General features: G+C 29.2%; 25 protein-coding genes. 21 read left to right on the top strand and 4 right to left on the bottom strand.

Annotation, left to right across the window (positions count from 1 at the left end):
- The first annotated feature begins 1 nt into the window (after position 1).
- From AC4KN9_RS00990 to AC4KN9_RS01070, 17 genes are all read left to right on the top strand, one after another.
- Positions 2-775, top strand: a complete 774-nt coding sequence (locus AC4KN9_RS00990; RefSeq protein ID WP_491016819.1) for a distal tail protein Dit — start codon at positions 2-4, stop codon at positions 773-775.
- Positions 772-3,330, top strand: coding sequence for a phage tail spike protein (locus AC4KN9_RS00995; RefSeq protein WP_491016820.1), 2,559 nt, complete (start codon positions 772-774; stop codon positions 3,328-3,330). The genes AC4KN9_RS00990 and AC4KN9_RS00995 overlap by 4 nt, the downstream gene beginning before the upstream one ends.
- The gene (locus tag AC4KN9_RS01000; protein ID WP_491016821.1) at positions 3,323-4,900 is read left to right on the top strand and encodes a hypothetical protein; all 1,578 of its coding nucleotides are present in this window, start codon (positions 3,323-3,325) and stop codon (positions 4,898-4,900) included. The genes AC4KN9_RS00995 and AC4KN9_RS01000 overlap by 8 nt, the downstream gene beginning before the upstream one ends.
- 15 nt (positions 4,901-4,915) lie before the next feature.
- Positions 4,916-5,167, top strand: coding sequence for a hypothetical protein (locus AC4KN9_RS01005; RefSeq protein ID WP_491016822.1), 252 nt, complete (start codon positions 4,916-4,918; stop codon positions 5,165-5,167).
- Positions 5,164-5,535 (top strand): hypothetical protein, encoded by a 372-nt coding sequence (locus tag AC4KN9_RS01010; RefSeq protein WP_491016823.1) that lies wholly within the window; start codon positions 5,164-5,166, stop codon positions 5,533-5,535. The genes AC4KN9_RS01005 and AC4KN9_RS01010 overlap by 4 nt, the downstream gene beginning before the upstream one ends.
- Before the next feature lie 68 nt (positions 5,536-5,603).
- A complete protein-coding gene (locus AC4KN9_RS01015) occupies positions 5,604-6,377 on the top strand; it encodes an N-acetylmuramoyl-L-alanine amidase (RefSeq protein ID WP_491016824.1) in 774 nt (257 codons plus the stop codon).
- A gap of 60 nt (positions 6,378-6,437) precedes the next feature.
- Complete coding sequence (locus AC4KN9_RS01020) at positions 6,438-6,593, top strand: hypothetical protein (RefSeq protein WP_491016825.1); 156 nt, start codon at positions 6,438-6,440, stop codon at positions 6,591-6,593.
- Positions 6,594-6,618: 25 nt separating this feature from the next.
- On the top strand, positions 6,619-6,894 hold the full coding sequence (locus tag AC4KN9_RS01025; RefSeq protein ID WP_491016826.1) for a hypothetical protein: 276 nt from the start codon (positions 6,619-6,621) through the stop codon (positions 6,892-6,894).
- Positions 6,895-7,281: 387 nt separating this feature from the next.
- Positions 7,282-7,473 carry a hypothetical protein gene (locus tag AC4KN9_RS01030; RefSeq protein ID WP_491016827.1) on the top strand — a complete coding sequence of 64 codons (192 nt, stop codon included), beginning with the start codon at positions 7,282-7,284 and terminating at the stop codon, positions 7,471-7,473.
- Positions 7,474-8,054: 581 nt separating this feature from the next.
- Complete coding sequence (locus tag AC4KN9_RS01035) at positions 8,055-8,984, top strand: DDE-type integrase/transposase/recombinase (RefSeq protein ID WP_491016762.1); 930 nt, start codon at positions 8,055-8,057, stop codon at positions 8,982-8,984.
- A 254-nt stretch (positions 8,985-9,238) separates the two neighbouring features.
- On the top strand, positions 9,239-9,682 hold the full coding sequence (locus AC4KN9_RS01040) for a C1 family peptidase (protein WP_491016828.1): 444 nt from the start codon (positions 9,239-9,241) through the stop codon (positions 9,680-9,682).
- On the top strand, positions 9,663-10,568 hold the full coding sequence (locus tag AC4KN9_RS01045; RefSeq protein ID WP_491016829.1) for a C1 family peptidase: 906 nt from the start codon (positions 9,663-9,665) through the stop codon (positions 10,566-10,568). The genes AC4KN9_RS01040 and AC4KN9_RS01045 overlap by 20 nt, the downstream gene beginning before the upstream one ends.
- A 191-nt stretch (positions 10,569-10,759) precedes the next feature.
- On the top strand, positions 10,760-10,987 hold the full coding sequence (locus tag AC4KN9_RS01050) for a hypothetical protein (RefSeq protein ID WP_491016830.1): 228 nt from the start codon (positions 10,760-10,762) through the stop codon (positions 10,985-10,987).
- A gap of 45 nt (positions 10,988-11,032) precedes the next feature.
- Positions 11,033-11,194, top strand: coding sequence for a pyruvate formate lyase family protein (locus AC4KN9_RS01055; protein WP_491016831.1), 162 nt, complete (start codon positions 11,033-11,035; stop codon positions 11,192-11,194).
- 96 nt (positions 11,195-11,290) lie between these two features.
- Positions 11,291-11,479 (top strand): hypothetical protein, encoded by a 189-nt coding sequence (locus AC4KN9_RS01060; protein WP_491016832.1) that lies wholly within the window; start codon positions 11,291-11,293, stop codon positions 11,477-11,479.
- A 122-nt stretch (positions 11,480-11,601) separates the two neighbouring features.
- Complete coding sequence (locus tag AC4KN9_RS01065; RefSeq protein WP_491016833.1) at positions 11,602-12,231, top strand: hypothetical protein; 630 nt, start codon at positions 11,602-11,604, stop codon at positions 12,229-12,231.
- Entirely contained in the window at positions 12,228-12,551 is a 324-nt protein-coding gene (locus AC4KN9_RS01070) for a hypothetical protein (protein ID WP_491016834.1), read from the top strand. Before AC4KN9_RS01065 ends, AC4KN9_RS01070 begins: the two co-directional genes overlap by 4 nt.
- Positions 12,552-13,024: 473 nt before the next feature.
- Here the strand turns inward: AC4KN9_RS01070 and AC4KN9_RS01075 are convergent, their stop codons facing one another.
- Positions 13,025-13,198 carry a hypothetical protein gene (locus AC4KN9_RS01075; RefSeq protein WP_491016835.1) on the bottom strand — a complete coding sequence of 58 codons (174 nt, stop codon included), beginning with the start codon at positions 13,196-13,198 and terminating at the stop codon, positions 13,025-13,027.
- Positions 13,199-13,272: 74 nt separating this feature from the next.
- On the opposite strand from AC4KN9_RS01075, the gene AC4KN9_RS01080 reads away from it, so the two are divergent.
- From AC4KN9_RS01080 to AC4KN9_RS01095, 4 genes are all read left to right on the top strand, one after another.
- A complete protein-coding gene (locus tag AC4KN9_RS01080; protein ID WP_491016836.1) occupies positions 13,273-14,763 on the top strand; it encodes a Y-family DNA polymerase in 1,491 nt (496 codons plus the stop codon).
- Complete coding sequence (locus AC4KN9_RS01085) at positions 14,760-15,170, top strand: hypothetical protein (RefSeq protein WP_491016837.1); 411 nt, start codon at positions 14,760-14,762, stop codon at positions 15,168-15,170. Before AC4KN9_RS01080 ends, AC4KN9_RS01085 begins: the two co-directional genes overlap by 4 nt.
- 76 nt (positions 15,171-15,246) lie before the next feature.
- Positions 15,247-17,322: an elongation factor G gene (fusA, locus tag AC4KN9_RS01090; protein ID WP_491016838.1), complete on the top strand. Its 2,076-nt coding sequence runs from the start codon at positions 15,247-15,249 to the stop codon at positions 17,320-17,322.
- A 402-nt stretch (positions 17,323-17,724) separates the two neighbouring features.
- Entirely contained in the window at positions 17,725-18,918 is a 1,194-nt protein-coding gene (locus AC4KN9_RS01095; protein ID WP_491016839.1) for a pyridoxal phosphate-dependent aminotransferase, read from the top strand.
- A gap of 33 nt (positions 18,919-18,951) precedes the next feature.
- Here AC4KN9_RS01095 and AC4KN9_RS01100 read toward each other — a convergent pair whose 3' ends face one another.
- The 3 genes from AC4KN9_RS01100 to grcA3 form a co-directional block, all read right to left on the bottom strand.
- Positions 18,952-19,656, bottom strand: a complete 705-nt coding sequence (locus AC4KN9_RS01100) for a Crp/Fnr family transcriptional regulator (RefSeq protein WP_491016840.1) — start codon at positions 19,654-19,656, stop codon at positions 18,952-18,954.
- A gap of 101 nt (positions 19,657-19,757) precedes the next feature.
- Positions 19,758-20,537 carry a pyruvate formate-lyase-activating protein gene (pflA, locus tag AC4KN9_RS01105; protein ID WP_491016841.1) on the bottom strand — a complete coding sequence of 260 codons (780 nt, stop codon included), beginning with the start codon at positions 20,535-20,537 and terminating at the stop codon, positions 19,758-19,760.
- Between the two features lies 1 nt (position 20,538).
- Positions 20,539-20,778: an autonomous glycyl radical cofactor GrcA3 gene (gene grcA3 / locus AC4KN9_RS01110; RefSeq protein ID WP_491016842.1), complete on the bottom strand. Its 240-nt coding sequence runs from the start codon at positions 20,776-20,778 to the stop codon at positions 20,539-20,541.
- Positions 20,779-20,797: the final 19 nt, after the last annotated feature.

The raw sequence follows: 20,797 nt of genomic DNA on the forward strand, positions 1-20,797 counted from the left end.
AATGTATGAATTTATAGATATGGCTGAATATCAAGACAATCAAAAAGGGTTCACGCTCTTTTTTGATAATCAAGATATAAAAGAAATAATACCTGAGATGACTATTATTGATGTTATAGGTCGAGATGAAATTGAAAGAGAATTATATACCTATGACGGCATTAAAGGTAGAAATGGCAGCATATTTACTGGATATAATTACAAATATAGAGTAATTAAAGTAATAGCAAATATTGATTTTAAGAATACTGCTGATTTTAGATATTTGATTGAAAAGTTAAAAATATTTTTATCAAGGCAGTACTTGAAGCCTTTAGTGTTTTCGGATGAAGAAAATCTAATATTTGATGTAATTTATAACAATCTTAGAGTTAGTCAAGAATATCAAAATTCATTTGAAGTAGAAATTGAGTTTTATTCGCCGTCTTCATTTAAGAGAACGAATCCTTTAGAATTAATGTTTTCTAATAATAAGGCTAAAGTTCAAGATGATAGCCTAGAATATAGGATACATGAAATAAAAGGAACTATAAATGACAATGTATTTGAAATTATAAATATATCAAAAGGTATAAGACTAAAACTTAAAGATTTAAATTCAACGGGATCTTTGGTTATAACTAGAGATAAAATAACAATAAATGGAGTAAATTCTATAACTAAATTAGATGAGTCGATATCTATTTGGAAGACATTTCCATTAAAAAGAAAAGATGAGATTCAAATAAAAGGCTTATCTAATTTTACATTCAAGATTGAGGGGTTAAGATTATGATTTATTTATACAATAATGAATTAGAAAAAATAAGTGTAATCGGAAAAGATGACCTTAGGGAATTTACAACAACTGAAGAATTAAACAGCCAATGGATAGTTGAAATAAGCTATCCATTTTCTTTACACGAAAAAGAAGCTGAATATGTTGGATTTAAGGATAACAATGAATTTAAATTATATAAAATGACAAACACATCTAGAAGTGATGATTTTGTTGATATAAATGGTGTTCACATATTCTTCCATGACCTAAAAGGAAAAGTTATAAGAGACGTAAGACCAAGCAATAAAACAGCTTTACAAGTAGCAACAGAAATACTCAAAGATACAAAATGGGAAGTTTTCTCAACTGCTAAAGGCTTAAACTCAACTAATTTTTATTATATTTCAAAACTAGATGCATTCTATGATTTATTAGAAAAATGGCAATGTGAATTTAGATTTGAAACATATTTTGATGGAGATGGTTTTGTTAAAAAGATATATCTAGAAGACCATATATCAAAAGATTATGGACGTTGGTTTGAATATGGAGATAAGTTGCTTACGGTAGTTGCAGAAGAAGATCACTCTAATGTATTTACTGCATTTATTGGTAGAGGTAAAGGTGAAGAAACTGGAGATGGCTTTAGTAGGAAAATTAAGTTTGATACTATCCATTGGTCAGTTGAGAATGGGGATCCAATAAATAAACCTGTTGGTCAAGATTATGTTGAAATTAAGGAAGCAACAAAACTATATGGCTACCCTGATGGTCAGCCTAGAGTTACTGTTGTTGATTTTGATGAAGATGATAGAGAGAATCTATTGAGATTGACCTATGAATATGCTATTGAAAATTCACGTCCTAAACTTCAATTAAAAGCAACGGCAGTAGATGATAACAAGGTTGAACTTGGCGAAGTATGTGCAATCATTAGACCTAACTTGGCTATTAGATATAAAACAAGAATATTCAAAGTAAAGACTGATAGATTGTCAAATTTACAAGAGTTTGAATTTGGCTCAAAAATAGTTCTATCTAGAGCCGACAGAATTAGGGCAGAACAAAAAACTAAAGAAAAAGAATTACAAGAAATCGAATCAAGACTAGAGCAAGCTTTAAAAAATATTGATATTGATTTCAACAACGAAGACGGGTACAGCTATGACCTTAAAGCTGGTAACAAATACAACCTACCTGCTGGATATTACTCATTTAACAAACCTATAGACGAAAATCCGACAAAAGTAGTGTACGTGGGTGCTGGTAAGGTCATGATTGCTGATGGGAAAGGTTCAGATGGTAATTGGAAGTGGAATACTGCAATTGATGGGAGTGGAATTTATGGAAATGAGATTGTGACGCATTCTATTACAGTAAATAAACTCGCTCCAGATGTAGGACAATCTCTTGACTTATCTTCCAATACCTCAATCACTCAAAGAGTCTCTTCAACGGTTGAAAATTATGTTAAAAAAAATAAGGATAGCTTCAAAGGTGATAATGGAAAAGGGGTGTTAAGTATCACAACATACTATCACTTGAATAACGAACCTCAAGTTCCATCAAGACCTAGTGTTGATGGGAGACCACCTTGGACAACAATCCCTTTAATTCCAATAGAGAACATGAAATATGTGTGGCAATATAGTAAGACGACATGGACTGATGAGAGTACCACTTACTCGCCTGTGACATTGCTATCGTCACAAGGTTCACAGGGACCTAAAGGTAGTACTGGTGATAGAGGTCCACAAGGTTCACAGGGACCTAAAGGTAGTACTGGTGATAGAGGTCCACAAGGTTCACAGGGACCTAAAGGGAATACTGGTGACAGGGGTCCACAAGGTTCACAGGGACCTAAAGGTAATAAGGGCGAAAGAGGACAAACTGGTCCACAAGGTCCTCAAGGTAATAAGGGGGCTAAAGGTGATCCTGCCATTGTTTACTCAAATGTAGCCCCTATCGACACTAACCAATTGTGGTATGACACAAACACAAACAAATTGAAAGCTTATGTGTCTGATAATAGAGATTGGGAGGAAATAACAAGGGAGTTAATGCATGAATTACAAAACCTAAAACAAGACTTTAACGCCTACCAAGAAATAACCTCAAATGAAATAAAAAATGTCGTAAAAAGTGAATCTTTTTTAGATTTTAAAAACGAAACTAAACAGTTAATAGCATCTAACTCTCTACAGATTAAACAAACAAGTTCAGAATATTCACAAGTTTTTGAAAGAATAAATGGAACATTAAATAATAATAAAATTGAATTAGAGAAAATAACTGGAATTATCCAAAGTGGGATTGATAATCAAGGAAATACCTATACAGAATGGATAAGTAAAAATAAAGACGGCTCAACTGATAAAAACAAGGTTAGAGTATCGAGTGATGGTATAAAGATGATATCTGATAATAAAGATACAATAACTCTAAAAGACGGTATAGCAAAGACAACATCAATTTATGTGAAAGAAAAACTTGGAACTGGTAATCATATTATTCAAAAATATAAAAATGAATATTCTATATGGAGTTGGATAGGAGAGGACAATGGCTAGAAGAGGGACGATTGAAACTAATAAATACGAAATTTACTCAATGGCGGTAGATTGGGAAATTGAAAGTCAATCTATAAGTGGCAATTATTCCAGGATAAAATGGAGGGTTTACTCAAAAAACACTGTAAGTAATGGGAGATGGGTGTATATTTCAAACACTAAAGTAACAATAAATGGAAATACTGTATATACTCAAGGCTCTAGAACGAAAGGTTACGGCGACGAAACTTTTGATACAGGCTACATCACTATTTATCACGACAATAACGGCGAAAAAAGCTTCAATATCTCTATTCAAGCAGGAATATACACAAATCAAGTAAACAAATACGGATTTGCTACATTCAGTTTAGACACTATACAAAGAGGTATAACCAATCTGAGCTTAGGCGAGGGCTGGGAAAATTTAGAAGATACAAAAACAATAACATTTACCAAATTAAATTCAAATACGAAAATTGAAATGTGGTGGCAATACTGGGATAACAATAAAGAGGAATGGACTAAACTATGGACAATTAGGTCGACTCTGGGAACAGAAATAAAAGATTATTCATCAGGACAAAAATTTAAACTTCAATATGAGTTGATAAAATCTCTTTACAAAGATAAACCTAATAATAGTAGAGCCGATATATTACTAACATTAAATGTTAAATATGGGGACGATTTAATAGAAAGTAAAACTATAACAGGTAATGTCAATCTTAGAAATTCCCCGCATAACGTAAACATATCAATCAATTTTACAGGTACTAATCAAAGTCTTTTAAAAAATGCAATGCATGGTGTAAAGGGAGTGCATGAGTTAAATATAAATGTGAATGCAACTGCGAGCAATTATGCAACTATAAAAAATGTAAAGATAGTAGTTGATGGCTCAACCTATGAAAGTAAAACGCTTAAACTTACACCTCAATTTGCAGGGGATAAAAAAATTGATATATACACAACAGATAGCAGGAATTATACGGTTCATAATTTTAGATGGATTAAAGTTTATGATTATACTGTTCCAACGATAAATCATAGAGCGTACAGGGTTAATGGAAGTAGTGAAGATCCTTTAGGGAATATTGGAAAGATAACTGGCACTATTGATATATCTAATATTTCTAATAATTCAGCATGGTGGAAAATAAACTTATCTTCTGGCGGTACAAAATACAATAACTCTATTATGTATTCGTCGAAGATACCTGTAGAAAATGTCACAGAGTACACAATAACTTACGGAGACAAATTTACAACAAACGAAGTCAAAGGGGCTATTCCAAGTGCTAGTGTTCCACTATCTGTTGGAAAATCATCTATAGGAGTTGGAATTGTTCAACCTCCTAATTCTGGTGGCATATGGGTTGGTGGAAGTAGCAACTCGAGACGTAGTGTTAATATCATGAGGGATAACTCGATTATGACAATTAGATTTGCAAGTGGATATGGTTCGGGGTCAGGGAATGGGATTATAATAGGAGAAAAAGGTCAACGTGGAATATTGATACTATCTGACGGGCTATACTCTATTGATGTGGATAGTGGTAGTGGTGGTAAAAAATTATTAAGCTTATAAGGGGGAATAAAAAAAATGGTAGAAAAATTACAAGAAATAAAGGAAGAGTTGAAAAAAGAAATTGATGAAACTAACAAGCTAATTAAAATTAATCAAGATAATCAAGATACTGCTTTTAATATTCTAGATCAAGCAAATATTCAGGTAAAGACAGTGCAAAACACTTTACAGGAATTACAAATATCTAATCAAACTTTACAAGAAAAGTTAAATAGATTAGAAACGGTTGACGAATATTTAACAGTAGAGGAAAGAGGTGATCAATGATAGAGTTCTTTCTTAAACATTTTTACGAGTTTTTATTTGGGGGCTTTTTTGGGTTTATCGCTTTACTATTAAAAAAAATCTATGAAACCTACAAAAAAAAGTTGGAGTTTGAAAAAACAAAATTTTTACGAGAATCCAACGAGCAAGAATTGATTAAAATTGCAATGTTAAGTTTGTTACGTTTTAGAATAAATAAAATATGTAGTCACGTAATAGAAGTTGAGGAAATAACATTTGGAGAAAAAGCAGATTTAGATGATTTATTTAAAGCTTATCAGGCATTAGGTGGCAATTCGTCAACAGAGATGAGATATAATTATGTTTTAGAAAAAATACCTTTAAAACATACAACAGCAATTAAATTGTAAGGCACTTAAAAAGTTAATTAATATAAAAGTATCACTAAGAAATAAAAACGTCTTAAAAGGGGGAATAAATGAAAAAAATAAGATTTTCGGCTGGACACGGTCAAGGAAGGGAATATAACAGGGGTGGATTATACTTTAATGAAGGTGATGAGAATTTTAATGCAACAAATCGTATAATTGCTACTTTAAACGAAAAATATATCGCAGATATAAAAGAAATTAGAAAAGAAAAAGGAAACTATGATCACTCACCAAGTACAAGAAGTTCGTACGGAAATGGTGCAGATTTATTTTATTCATGGCATTCCAACGCTGGAAAGGGTAAAGGGTGTGAAGTCATATTATCTTATCAATCATTAAGATATATTGATTTCGCAAGAGATTTATGTAGAGTTATTTCTGAAACTTTAGATATTCCTAATAGAGGGGTAAAATTTAGAAATAATTACACTGAAAAATTTGAAACTTATGAACAAGCAAAAAGTAACAGCACAAATTACTATGGAGAATTAAGAGGAAATAAGGCGGACTGTGCAATCATTGTGGAACATTTTTTCCACGACACGGAAACTGACTCTAAAAAATATTTAGAAAATAAATGGGATTTATCGATAGAAGTTGCAAAATGTATCGCATATCATTTTGGACTACTAAAGAAAAACAATAATGTAGTCAACGACAAGATTGATTTATCAAATATAAAATTGCTATACAAGGTAACTGATGCGTATATGAACACAAGAAATTCAGAAAAGAAGATTGTTGATAAAGTGTATAAAGGTGACTTATTAGCCATTACTGAATTAAAGGATAATTGGGGTAGGATTGAAGATAAGGATTAATGGATATATTTAGGAATGTTACAACCTATTGATTAATTCAAAGTTAAAGTTAGAGAAGATATGAATGTTAGAATGACATCAGAGAATGACTCAACTGTAGTCGGACACTCTGATAAGGGAGAAATATTAGAAATAAATATAATAAAAGACGGATTTGGTTACAATCCAAAGAAAAAAGGTTGGTTATATTTAGGTTTGACCGACTTAATTAATTAAATTAAAAAAATAAAGGAGAGAAGATATGCAAGGATTAGTATTGATAGGGGCTTTAGGTATCTTAATTGAAGCCTTAACAGAATATGGAAAGCAGATAGTTAAGCAACCTGTATTGCTGATTACAATTGGCTTAGGCGTGTTAATAGCAATGTTATTTAATGCAAAGTTATTTAATCATTTAGGAATTGAGGTTAGTACAGTTGCTGATATTGTATTGACAGGAATTATAGCAAGTAGAGGGTCTAACTATATTTACGACATTGTAGGAAAATTGACACAAAATAAAGGTATAAAACAATAGAATATATAAGATAAAGACTGGTGCAAACTGGTCTTTTTTTATGGAAAAAATAAAAAAAAGTATTGACAACATATAACGCTAATGTTATAATATAGATATGAAAGGAGGTAAATGATATGATTGAAATGAAAATAAAAAAATGGAAGATAAAAGAAATATCCATCACAATAAATCTTATAATCTTCCAAATTAAAATCGATATAGAAAGGGTTTAATACCTTTTCTATATCTAAATCATATCATAAAATATAATGAAACGCAAAAACAAGTGGAAAATTAAAATGGAAGTTAGAAAAACGACACTAAAAGAAAAAATAATAGGTGGTATTAGTTGGGCTTTAATAATAGCCTTAATCATATACTTATTATCGAAATAAGGGGGATAATATGACTGATAATAAAACATCTGATTCACAAATTAAGGCGTCAAGAAAATGGGAAGAAAAAAACAGAAGAAAAGCCACGATTGGTGGATATAAAAGAGTTGCAAGGCTATATATTAGAAAACATGCTGAAGAGGAGGATTTGAAAGAGTTAGAAAAATTAATTAAAGAAAGAAGAAAATCAATTAAAGAATAAAAAATATAATATTGCTTATAGCGATTAGAGATTGAGTGTGTAAAAAAAGTTACGAAAAAAGTTACGATATTTTTAAACAATGTGAAATGATATAAAATGAAAGAACCAAAAACATAGTAAAATAGAGCCTTTGAGAATGATATAAAATGATAAAAAAACATCGGGATACGCTCCTATTCCCGCAACCAACTATATTATAAAACGACTTATGTAAGTCGTTTTTTTTTACATTAATTTTGATAAGATAACAGTACACCTAATTTAAAAATTAATTTTGATAAATAAGTAAATCACGTACGATTTCTAGTTTCAGCTAATCTTTTATTACTCATCTAATCATAAAATTTTAAGGTAAATAATAAGATATAATAATATAGTTATATTGTTAATAATACAATGTAAATGTAAATGGTATAATAGTCGTAATACAAAAATATAAGGATATAAAGTGTATTTGATTTTTTATGAAGATCTATTGTTGTTAGGTGATAATAGATATGTGACAAAAAAATAAAAAAATAGGAAGCCATCTGGTAATATAAGTTTAACTACAAACAAATTATCAGAAAGAGAGGCTTCCTATGAAAATTAGTATAACAGAAGAAATGAGATTTCGTCAAAAAGTTGTAGAATATGCGAAAAAACACAAAAACAATGCAGAGGCTGCAAGAAGATACAAAACTAGCAGACAACAAGTGCAAAGATGGCTAAAAAAATATGATGGAAACGTAGAATCCTTAGCAAATAAATCAAGACGTCCACATAGCCATCCCAATAAACATACACAAGATGAAATAGAATTACTTAAGAAAAAATATCAATATCACAAACATGAAGGATTAGCTCAAGTATATAGAAAATGCCTTGACGCAGGATATAAAAGAAGCTATGGCTCAATGTGCAAACAAATAAAAAAACTTAAAAACTATGAAAAACCTAAGAAAATAAGTTATCCAAAAAGCAAATATAAACCGTTGAAAGGAAAATATCCAGGAGAGTTTGTAGAAATAGATGTAAAATATGTTCCGATTGAATGCATAGGTTTTAAAAGCAATCACGAAAGATACTATCAAATAACAGCAATAGACCTATATAGTAGAAAAAGAATCCTTAAATTAGTAAATGAAAATAGCACTTATGAAACCTCAAAAATGCTAAAGACAATAGAACAAGACTTTGGATTTAAGATAAACACAGTACAGACAGATAATGGTAAAGAATTCTGTAATGATAGAGAACAAAAGCAATCAGCATTCGAAAAGGTTCTAGAGTATTTAGGTATAGAATATATACGAACAAGACCATATTCACCGTGGCAAAATGGAGTAGTAGAAAGAAGCCATAAGATAGACAATGATCTATTTTACAGCAAAAGAAGATTTAAGAGTGAAGAAGAAATGTATAAATCGTTTCAAAGATATAGCGTAAGAACAAATAATATAGCAAGAAAGGTATTAGCTTTTAAGACTCCAAATGAGATGGTTGAAAGCTATTTCAAGAGGGCTTCATAAGCCTACAAATAATGCATATCCCTGTCAATATTCGCTTCGCTTTTCCCCTTGACAGAACTATGCATTATTTGTGTAGAATTTATATGCCCTTTAAAAATATTATTAGATGGTTTTCTTGTCACATATGTTTGACAACTCTAGATTTGATTTTTTATGAAGATTTATTGTAGACTTTACTGATTGATTAAAGAGTGATACAATATATTATTAGGTATACCTAATAATATATTGTATCATTTTAAAAGGAGTAAATTATGAAAATTGATAAAAAGTTTTTAGAAAATTCTAAAAAAAATTTTAGATTAGATAGAGCATTTAGAATTGCTCAAAGAGCAGTGACCAATACAGGATTACTTGAATCTACAATTGATAGAAGGGAAGATAATACGAATAGGCATGAGTTTAATGTTAATTTAAAAGATACAAAAATCAGATATCAAAAACAATCAGGTAGATGTTGGATTTTTGCTGCAATGAATGTATTAGAATATAAATTGGCACAGAAATTTAATTTAAAAGAATTTGAAATTTCTCAAAGCTATATTTATTTCTTTGATAAATTAGAAAGATGCAATTATTTTTATGAATCAATATTAAATACTTTAGAAGAACAGCTAGAAGGAAGATTGGTATCACATATTCTTACAGAATCCTATGGGAGACGGTGGTCAATGGGATATGGTAAAAAATATAATTAAAAAATATGGTATTGTTCCAAAAAATTATATGCCAGAATCAGAAAGTTCATCAAAAAGTGCACAAATGAATAATTTCTTGACTAAAATATTAAGAATGAATGCTAAAAATTTAAGAAAAGCTCATGAAACTGGTAGGTCTAAAGAAGAATTGGAAAAAATGATTGATGGTTATATGACAGATATCTATAATACACTTTCAATTTCTTTAGGAACTCCTCCAACAAGTATAGATTTTGAAGCAAGAGATAAAGACGATAAATTTATTTCATATAAAGATATTACACCAAAAGAATTTTTTGAATTAGTTGAAATGGACCTAGATGAATATGTGTCAATAATAAATGCCCCAACAAAAGATAAACCTTACTATAAATCTTATACAGTAGAATTTTTAGGGAATGTAATTGAAGGTGATATTGTTAGATATGTAAACTTACCAATTGAAGACATGAAAAGTGCAGTACTACACCAATTACAAGATAAAGAACCAGTATGGTTTGGATGTGATGTAGGTCAATTTTTTGATAAATCAGGATCAAGATTAAATCTTACAACAGTAAATGTAATGGATATGCTAGATGTTGATTATGACTTTAATAAAGAAGACAGGCTGGACTACCATGAGTCCCTGATGACACATGCAATGGTATTTATGGGATGTGATTATGATGAAAAGACTGGGAAAATAAATAGATATAAAGTTGAAAATACATGGGGTGAAAAATCAGGAAATAAAGGATTCTTAGTAATGAGTGATGAATGGTTTGATGAGTACATGTATCAAGTATTAATTAATAAAAAACATTTATCAAAAGATATAATTGAAGCATATCAGAAAGAGCCTATTAAATTAAAACCATGGGATCCAATGGGGTCGCTAGCATAATATATTAGAAGTTTTTAGAATAGTTTAATATGATAAAAAGAATTAGAAATAGAAATTTCTAATTTTTTTTATGTATGGCGGGCATGTTCTAATACTGGGATAAAATTCCCTAAAGAGCGTAGTTATCAACGAATTAGAAAACTTGGCATACCATAAATAAACTGAGTGAGAAACCGAGAACAAGACTAAGAATGAAATATTTGAAGATGTCGAAAGTACCGAGTAAAAGACAATGGGCGTTAATAAAAATGGGAATTGGAAAAGACTTAGCTAAATTGACGTCATATTGTTGTGATAGATACTATATTGTAACAACAAAAACCTGCCTAGTAAGAGCAATATCAAAGGAAAGACTAATCAAAAATGGATTAGTAAACCCTTATGAATGCTACATTAAGCATAGTATTAGATTAAGTTGAAACACCGTACGTATGCCCAGCGGCACACGTACGATGGTGTGAGAAATGTATAGAGAAAAAGTTTTGAATTCAAAACCATACATTGATTCTGAGAGAGCTATTTTAGCGACTGAAAGTTATAAAGAAACTAAAAATCAGCCAGTTATAATGAAAAGAGCTTTAATGCTTAAGAATATTTTAGAAAATATGACTATATATAGAAGATGAATCATTTCTTGTAGGGAATCAAGCAAGTTCAAATGGAAACTCACCAATATTTCCGGAGTATACATTATTCTTTGATTGATGCTGTAAAAGCACAGATTGGAGGATAAGATATATGTAAAAACTTATTTTTTACAAAATATGAAATTAGAGCAGAGAATAAAATTAAACAAATTAGAATTGGAAGATTTAAGAAAATTAGCAACCTCCGTATCAAGTGTAAGATATGGAAGTGAAAAAGTAAAAAAAGAAATAGAAAGTTTAATTTTCTTAATATATAAAAGATAAATTATAAATTTTGAAAATTATAAATTTTAATAAGAAAATAATTAAAAATATGTTTAACTGAAAATTTTGTGGGTAAACTTATATTAGATAAGCTTATCATAATTTACACTTTAGGAGGAAATATGAAAAATACAAAAACAAGAGTGATTTCTATCATTCTATCAGTGGTAATGGTTGTAACATTATTTATCCCACATATAGCATTTGCAAATAATGATAGTGGAGAAAATAAACAGGTTATTAGATTAAATGATTCTCAAAGAGAATTTTTAGAAAAATATAAAAAACTTCTAGATAAATTTAGCTTAGACAAAGATGGATATTTAAAATTAAATGTAAATAAAGAAGAATTAATTAAAGTATATGGCTTTAATCAGAATGAGGCAGAAGGAATTGTAAATTCTGTAAAATTAGCATATCCTATAACAAATGCTGATGGACAAATCAAATCAAGAATTCATATTTCTTCTGGAAAGATATATTTTACACATAATGATGTTGCAGGTCTATTAGTTTCTGCTGCACAAATTGGACCAGTCGCAGTATATGGAGTTTTAGTAGGTTTAGGTAGTACTTTAGGACCAGTTGGTACAACTTTAGTCGCTGCTTTAGGAATTATTGGAGCACAAAGTTTAGCTTCATTCACATACAATGTAATTCAAGCACAATTCAATAAACAAGGAGTTTATATCGGTGTTGAATTTAATGGAATATTTCCTAATATAGTACAAGGAGTTTGGAGTGAAGAATGATTATTTTAGATAAATATAAAAAATTATATTTTTTAGGGTTAATATTATTATTTTTGGGTACTACTATATATATAAATGATAATGTTAATATGCTGTTTCCATTGGTGTTAATAGTATTAGGAAATACTATATTGGTAACTATAAACATACTTAATCAAAAAGGAAATAAATGGATTTTTAATTTATTTGTGTTAAATTTAACTTTAGTTTTATATTATTATTTAGTTAATGATAAAAATTTAGGAATACTTAATAATTTTTTAATAGCTTTTATAATAATGATATATTATAAATTTAATCGTAAATTAATTCGTATGTGATAAAAAATATTATTTATTGAAAGATTAAAATCACCAGAAAATTATATAAATTTATCAGAAAAATAAAAAATGGAAAGTTTGGTACGCTTTGGTACTATTTGGTACGACATGGAAAGTTGAAAATATGTTATTATTAGAATAGGAAAAAATATAAATTAGCCTGTGGATAAATCTACGGGCTTTTTTAATGGAGAAAATAATGCCATGAAAATCAAAGAAACCATGCTCTTATCAAGGCTGTCCAAACTTAATAGATTAGGGAACATATTGTGATAAGAATAAAAAACAATTATCAAAAGAGTATGAAAAATATAAAAGAGATCCATTTTTATATTCATATTTTCTATTTAAGAGTCTGTATTTATTTTCTTCAAAATTATGAAAAGGCAATAAATTTACTTCTTCAATTTCTAAATTTTTAATTAATTTGACGAATTTCTTAGTATCTTCTAGAGAATCATTAAAACCAGGAATTATTGGAATTCTTTTCCAGATATGGTTATACCTCCTCCAGATTCATCATAGAAATCGATATCTGCTAATATTTCTTTTTCGATTTCATCTAAATAAATATCACCTCCTTTGTACCCTAATGCTCCTGTTTGACAGCCTTTGAAAAATAGTAGTTCTAATTCTTGGTCCATCATGAATAAAGATATTTAATCTTATTGTTAATAATAAGATATTAAAATTTTTGATATAATAAATATAAGGAGGCAAAATGAAAGACAAAACATATATGGCAATAGATTTAAAATCTTTTTATGCCTCTGTTGAGTGCATGGAGAGGGGTTTAGATCCTTTAAATACAAATCTGGTAGTGGCAGATAATAATAAGACAGAAAAAACAGTGTGTTTAGCGGTTACGCCATCATTAAGAAAGTATAAAATCGGTGGAAGAGCTAGACTTTATGATGTTATAAGTAAGGTTAAAAAAGTAAATATCGAAAGAAAAAGAAAAATTGATTGGAAGGATTTTGAGGGGAAATCATTTGATAACAATAAACTTCAAGAAAATCCATATCTAGAATTAGATTTTATCATAGCTCCACCAAGGATGGCCTATTATATTGATTATAGCACGAAGATATATGAAGTGTATTTAAAATATGTATCGGAAGATGATATTCATGTCTACTCTATCGATGAGATATTTGTTGATGCTACAAAATATTTGAAATTTGCAAAAAAGACAGCAAAAGAATTTGCAAAGATGATAATTAAAGACGTATATAGTACTACTGGAATCACCGCGACAGCAGGTATAGGTACAAATATGTATTTAGCAAAGATAGCAATGGATATAAGAGCAAAACATATAAAAGCTGATAAAGATGGTGTGAGGATAGCTGAATTAAATGAAATGGATTATAGAAAATATTTATGGAACCACAAACCAATAACTGATTTTTGGAGAATTGGAAAGGGTTATGCAAATAGATTGGCAAGTTTAGGATTATACACTATGGGTGATATTGCAAAATGTTCTGTAGGAAGGGAAAATTCTTTTTATAATGAAAAATTGTTGTATGACACATTTGGTGTCAATGCCGAATTATTAATTGATCATGCATGGGGACATGAAATTGTAACTATAAAAGATATAAAAGCTTATAAACCAGGAAAACAGTCAATTAATTCAGGACAAATTTTAACTAGACCATATGAATTTAATGAGGGAAAAACCATTTTAATTGAAATGATTGATAAATTATCTCTAAGTTTAGTAAGAAAAGCTTTAGTAACAGACCATATGACTATTTATATAAGTTATGATATTGAAAACATGAAAACATATAAAGGTAAAACAATGAAAGATATGTATGGAAGAACTGTTCCGAAACAATCTCGTGGTTCGATAAGTTTAGATTTTTATACCAGTTCAGCGAAATATATGATAAAGAAGGCGTTATTATGGTATGAAAAAAATGTTAATAGAGAGTTATGGATAAGAAAATTTAATATTTCATTTGATAATATAAATTTAGAAAATAATAAACAATCGGATAACAATATGCAGTTGGATTTTTTTGAAGATACAATAGATGATGAAAAAAATATAGAAGATCTAGAAAAAGAAAAAAGACTACAAAAAGCTACTATAGAAATTCAAAAAAAATTTGGTAAAAATGCTTTATTAAAAGGATTAAATTTAAATGAAGAATCTACTTCTATTGAAAGAAATAAAACTATTGGAGGGCATAGATCATGAATGATATACACGATTATTCAGATATAGTTAATATCGAAAGACCTCAATTTATAAAATATAAAAAAATGGATATTTTAGATAGAGCTGCACAATTTGCACCATTTGCATCATTAAAAGGACATAAAAATGCCGTAGATGAAAAGGCTAGAGTAACTGAGAAAAAAAGAATTTTAGATGAAAATAAAAAAGAGGAAATAGATCACTCTATATTTTACATATTGAATAATATGGATAAAAAAATAAATGTTAGATTGATTCATTTTGTAAAGGATGAAAAAAAATCAGGTGGAAGTTATGAAGTATTAAATGGGGTGGTAAAAAAAATTAAAGAAATAGAAAAGATTATAATTTTCGAAGATGACATTAATATAGACATTGAAAATATTTATGAAATAGAGCTTTTATAATTTTTATATCAATGATTTGCCATACGATTTCACAAGTGATATAATTTAGATAAATAAAATATTAAATGGAGGTTGTATGAAAAATTATAATTCAAAAAGGATTAAAACAGTTGCATTAGTCGGTCATAGTGGAAGTGGTAAAACTTCTTTAATGGAAGCTATGCTATATAAATCTGGAGCTATAAAAAAATTAGGAAATATAGATCAGGGTACAACAATTTCAGATTTTGATAGAGAAGAGATTGACAGAAAAGCATCTATATCTTTATCTACAGCTTCTTTAGAATGGAATGATACAAAAATAAATTTACTAGATACTCCAGGATACTTTGATTTTGAAGGGCAGGTAAAATCAGCACTTAAAGCTAGTGAAGCAGCTATTTTTGTAGTTGATGCACAGTCTCCAATAGAAGTAGGTACAGAAAAATATTGGGCGTATTGTGAAAAAATTGGATTACCTAGAATTATATTTATAAATAAAATCGACAAAGAAGATGTGAATTTTAACGAAGCAGTTTCTAGATTGCATAGAGAATTTGGAAGTAAAATTACACCTTTTGTACTTACTCTTAGTGATGGAGCACATCCTGGATCAGGAAAAGACTTTAAGGGACTAATTGATGTTTTGAAACGTGAAGCATACAAGTATAATGGGTTTGGTACAGAGAAAACGATTATCCCTGAGATTAGACAATTAGAAGTTGAAGAAGTATATAGTAATTTAGCTGAAATAGTTGCTATGACAGATGATTTATTGATGGAAAAATATTTTGAAGGTATAAACTTTACAACTCAAGAATTTTATAAAGGAATTACAAATGCTATGATTTCGGGTAATGTAGTACCTTTAATAGTTGGCTCATCTATTGAAGGTTATGGAGTTGATGAATTATTAAATATTATATCTTATTATATACCTTCTGCCACAAACCCAAAGGCACATATTGGATTTAAGCCGTTAGAAGGGGAAGGTAAAAAAGTTGATGAGAATGAACCATTTTCAGCATATGTATTTAAGACATATGTAAATCCATTTATTGGTAAGATTTCATTATTTAAGGTTTTATCGGGTAAAGTTAAAAAATCAACGCCTATATATAATATAAATAAAGACAAAGTGGAAAAATCTTCGGGGCTATATAGATTAATGGGTAAAAAACAAATTGATGTAGATCAAATTGTAGCAGGAGATTTAGGTGCATTTGTAAAACTTGAAGAAACAGAGACAGGAGATACAATTTGTGATGAAAATCATCCAATTATTTATAAAACATTGAAACAACCTCAGGCATCCTTAAAATTTTCAATTGTTCCTGTATCTAAAAAAGATGAAGATAAGATTGGTCATGCTTTGATGAAGCTTCAGGAAGAGGATACCTCGTTTATTTTTGAAAGAAACGCTGAAACACATCAGTTAACTATTTCAGGAGTTGGGAATGTTCAATTGCAAGTTATTCTTAATAAGTTAAAGAATAAATATGGAGTTGAGACAGAAACTACACCACTGAGAATCCCATACAGAGAAACAATCACAGTTAAAAGTGATGTACAAGGAAAACATAAAAAACAATCTGGAGGAGCTGGTCAATATGGAGATGTTCATATTAGATTTGAGCCGATTGCAGAAGGTTTTGAATTTGACGAGGAAGTTTTTGGGGGAGCAGTTCCAAGAAATTATTTTCCAGCAGTTGAAAAGGGGATAGAAGAGTCTTTAGAAAAAGGTGTTTTAGCGGGATATCCAGTAGTAGGTGTAAAGGCTACGCTTTATGATGGGTCATATCATCCGGTTGATTCTAACGAAATGGCATTTAAGCTAGCCGCAGGAATAGCATTTAGAGAAGGAATGAAAAAATCAAAACCGGTTTTACTTGAGCCGATTATGCATATAGAAATAAAGATTCCAGAAGATTATTTAGGTGATGTAATGGGAGATATCAATAGGAAACGTGGTAGAATCTTAGGAATGGATCCTCAGGAAGACGGTAGACAAATAATTGTTGCGGAAGCTCCTTATGCAGAACTATTCGAATATGCTATTGATTTGCGTTCTATGACACAAGGTAGAGGTACATTTGAAATGAACTTTGTAAGATATGAACAAGTTCCAAAAGAATTAGCTGATAGGATTATTGAAAAAGCTAATAAGGAATAGATATATAAATTAATTTTAAAATAATACAAAAAATCTTAAAAGTAGATAATTTATAATTTATCTACTTTTATTTTTTTAAACAATAGTTTAATGATTGATATATTATTTTTTATAGATAAACAGATATGATACAATTAATATCAAGAGATAATATATAATCAGCGATAGATTAAGTTCGAATTTTCTAGATATTTAAAAATCAAGTTTATCAAATTTTAAAATTATTACATCAAAAACAATAGAAGCTCAATCTCTAATAGGAAAATTTTTAAATCGTTATCCCCTAAAATATAGTCTTAAGGAAAACATAAGACATATAAAAAGATAAAAAATTCATTATTACAAAAAATATTTATATAATAAAAAATTATATAATAAACTATTAAAAATAGAGAGGTTAATATGAAATTTTCTAAAAGAATAAATAGAATGACTCAATCTCCAATCAGGAAACTATTTCCTTATGCTAAAAAAGTAGAGGAAGAAGGGGTTAAAGTCATAAAGCTAAATATAGGTCAACCTGATATAGAAACTCCCAAAGAATTCTTAAATGTGGTTCGTAGTTTAGATATAAATGTTTTAGAGTATGCACCATCTCAAGGTTTAGAAAAAACACTTAAAACAACGCAACTTTATTTGCATAATTATGGCTTAAATTTTGATTTAGATGAGATAATAATTACAAGTGGAGCAAGTGAAGGATTATTATTTTCAATAATGTCAGTTTGTGACGCTGGGGATGAGATTATTACTATTGAACCTTACTATCCAAATTATAGTGCATTTTGTAAAATGTCTGATGTGAAGTTAGTTGGAGTTATGTCGAGGATTGAAGATAAGTTTAGATTACCAAATATAGAAGAGTTTGCATATAAAATAAATGAAAAAACGAGAGCTATATTAATTTCAAATCCCGCAAATCCAACAGGAAGAGTATATACGAGAGATGAAATTGAAACATTGGTAGAACTAGCTAAAAGATATGAACTATTTATTTTGGCAGATGAAGTATATAGAGAATTCAATTTTACTGAGAGAGAATTTATTTCTTTTGCAGATTATGAAGAAATAAAAGATAGAGTGGTGTTAATAGATTCAATTTCAAAAAAATATTCAGCATGTGGAGCTAGAATTGGATCTGTCGCATCAAAAAATAAAGAATTTATGGAGCATTTAATAAAATTAGCACAGGCCAGACTTTCTGTTTCGACGCTAGACCAGATTGGAGCAGGAGCTATGGATACTGTGGATGATATATTTGTATTGAATAATCGCAGTATTTATAAAAAAAGAAGGGATATTTTGGAAAAGGCATTAAGAAAAATACCTAATCTAGAATATGCTACACCAGAAGGAGCGTTCTATACAATTGTAAAGCTACCCGTTGAAGATGCTGAGGAATTTATAATTTGGACCTTAAAAAATATTAGAATTGAAAATACAACTATTTTGTTAACACCTGCAGAGTCGTTCTATACAAATGATGGAGTAGGTCGAAATGAAGCAAGATTATCATATTGTGTTTCTGATAAAGAAGTTGAATTAGCGGGTAGGATATTGACAAAGGCAATCGAAGAATATAACAATAAATCCTAAAAACCATTCTTATAAACAATTTTTAGGATTTAACTATATAAGTATATTTTCTAATGTTTCAATATCTTTGATTAAAATTTTACCTCTAGAAACGAGCTCAATCAAACCATCTTCAGCAAATTGATTGAGTTTTCTACTCATGGTTTCTCTAGAAATTCCAGCTAGAGAACCTAACTCTTCCCTTGTGATATTGAATTTAATCATGATACCATTTTTATGTTTCTTTCCATACAATGAATTAAGATTTATAAGTAATTTGGCTACCTTAACGTCTGTACTAATAACGGACAATCTATCAATAAGAGTTTCAGCTCTTCTTATACGTTCATATGATTTATCTAATATTGCACAAAGAACTAGATTGTTTGACCGTATAACTTCATTGAATGCTCTTGAAGCTATGGTTAAGACTGTAGTTTCTTTTAATGCATAAGCACTATAAATATATTTATCACCTGTAAGAATATTATGTCCACCAACAAAATCACCTTTTTCATAAATGTAGAGTATTTGTTCTTTTCCATCAGACATTATTTTAGAGATTTTCATTTCACCTTCTAATATAATAAACATCTTATCTGCAGGATCAAAGGCTCTAAAAATATGAGTTCCTTTTTGAAATTGAATTATATGTAGATCATTTTTAATATGGGAATACTCGTTTTCTTTTAATAAATTAAGTAATGGTATATCCTTATAGTTTAATTTTCCTAATTGTAGTGTTCTTTTTTCTCTCATCATCTTCCTCTTAATAATATATTAACATAAATTCTATAAAAATACATATATTTATCATAAAAAATATCTGTAAGGGATACTCCCAAACAGATATTTTTGTTTTATTTTTTTTGTGTTTTACCTAATTTATCTCTTGTAGCCTTTCTACCCATCAATATGATTTGCTTTGCTTTTGCAGCATCATCGTTTGATAAGGCTTCAACGCCCTCTAATGGATATTTAAATCCAAGTTCTTTATATTTATTTACACCCATTGTGTGATAGGGAAGTACATCAATTGCAGTAATACAATCGTAATTTCCTAATAATTCACCTGTTTGATATAAAAAATCTTTGTTAAAGGTAATTCTTGGAACAATAACATGTCTTATCCAAGTATTGACATTGTATTCATCTAAAAATCCTAAGAATTTTATAATATTTTCATTTGTATGACCAGTTAATACTTTGTGCTGCCTTGGATTTACGTGTTTTATATCTAGCATGACAATATCTGTAGAATCAATTAATCTCTTAAATTTTTCAATTAATTCAGGATTGTCATCTCTATATGTAACACCACAAGTATCTAAACAGGTGTGTATATTTCTTTCTTTGCAAGCCTCAAATAAATCAATTACAAAATCCATTTGAACTAAAGATTCTCCGCCTGAAAGTGTAATACCACCGTCTTTTAGAAATGGTCTATATTTTTCAAAATCATCCAAAACTTCTTTTACTGTCATTGGTTTACCGCCAAATGCAGCCCATGTATCAGGATTATGACAATACAAGCATCGCATTGGGCAACCTTGTAAAAATAGGACATATCTGACACCGGGACCATCCACGGTACCAAAGGTTTCTTTAGAATGGATGTATCCTACGGTATCAAATTTCATACTATAAACCTCTGTGGAATGTTCTTGCGATTACGTCGTCTTGTTGTTCTTTTGTTAATTTATTAAAGTTAACTGCATAACCTGAAACTCTAATTGTTAATTGTGGATATTTTTCAGGATGAGCTTGAGCGTCTAGTAAAGTTTCTTTATTAAACACGTTGATGTTTAAGTGGTGTCCGCCTTTTTCAACATATCCGTCTAACATTGATACTAAATTATCTATTTGTTTGTTGTTTGTCATTTTTTTCTCCTTAATTATT

It is taken from the genome of Helcococcus sp. SA-HE-C1 (assembly GCF_985670335.1).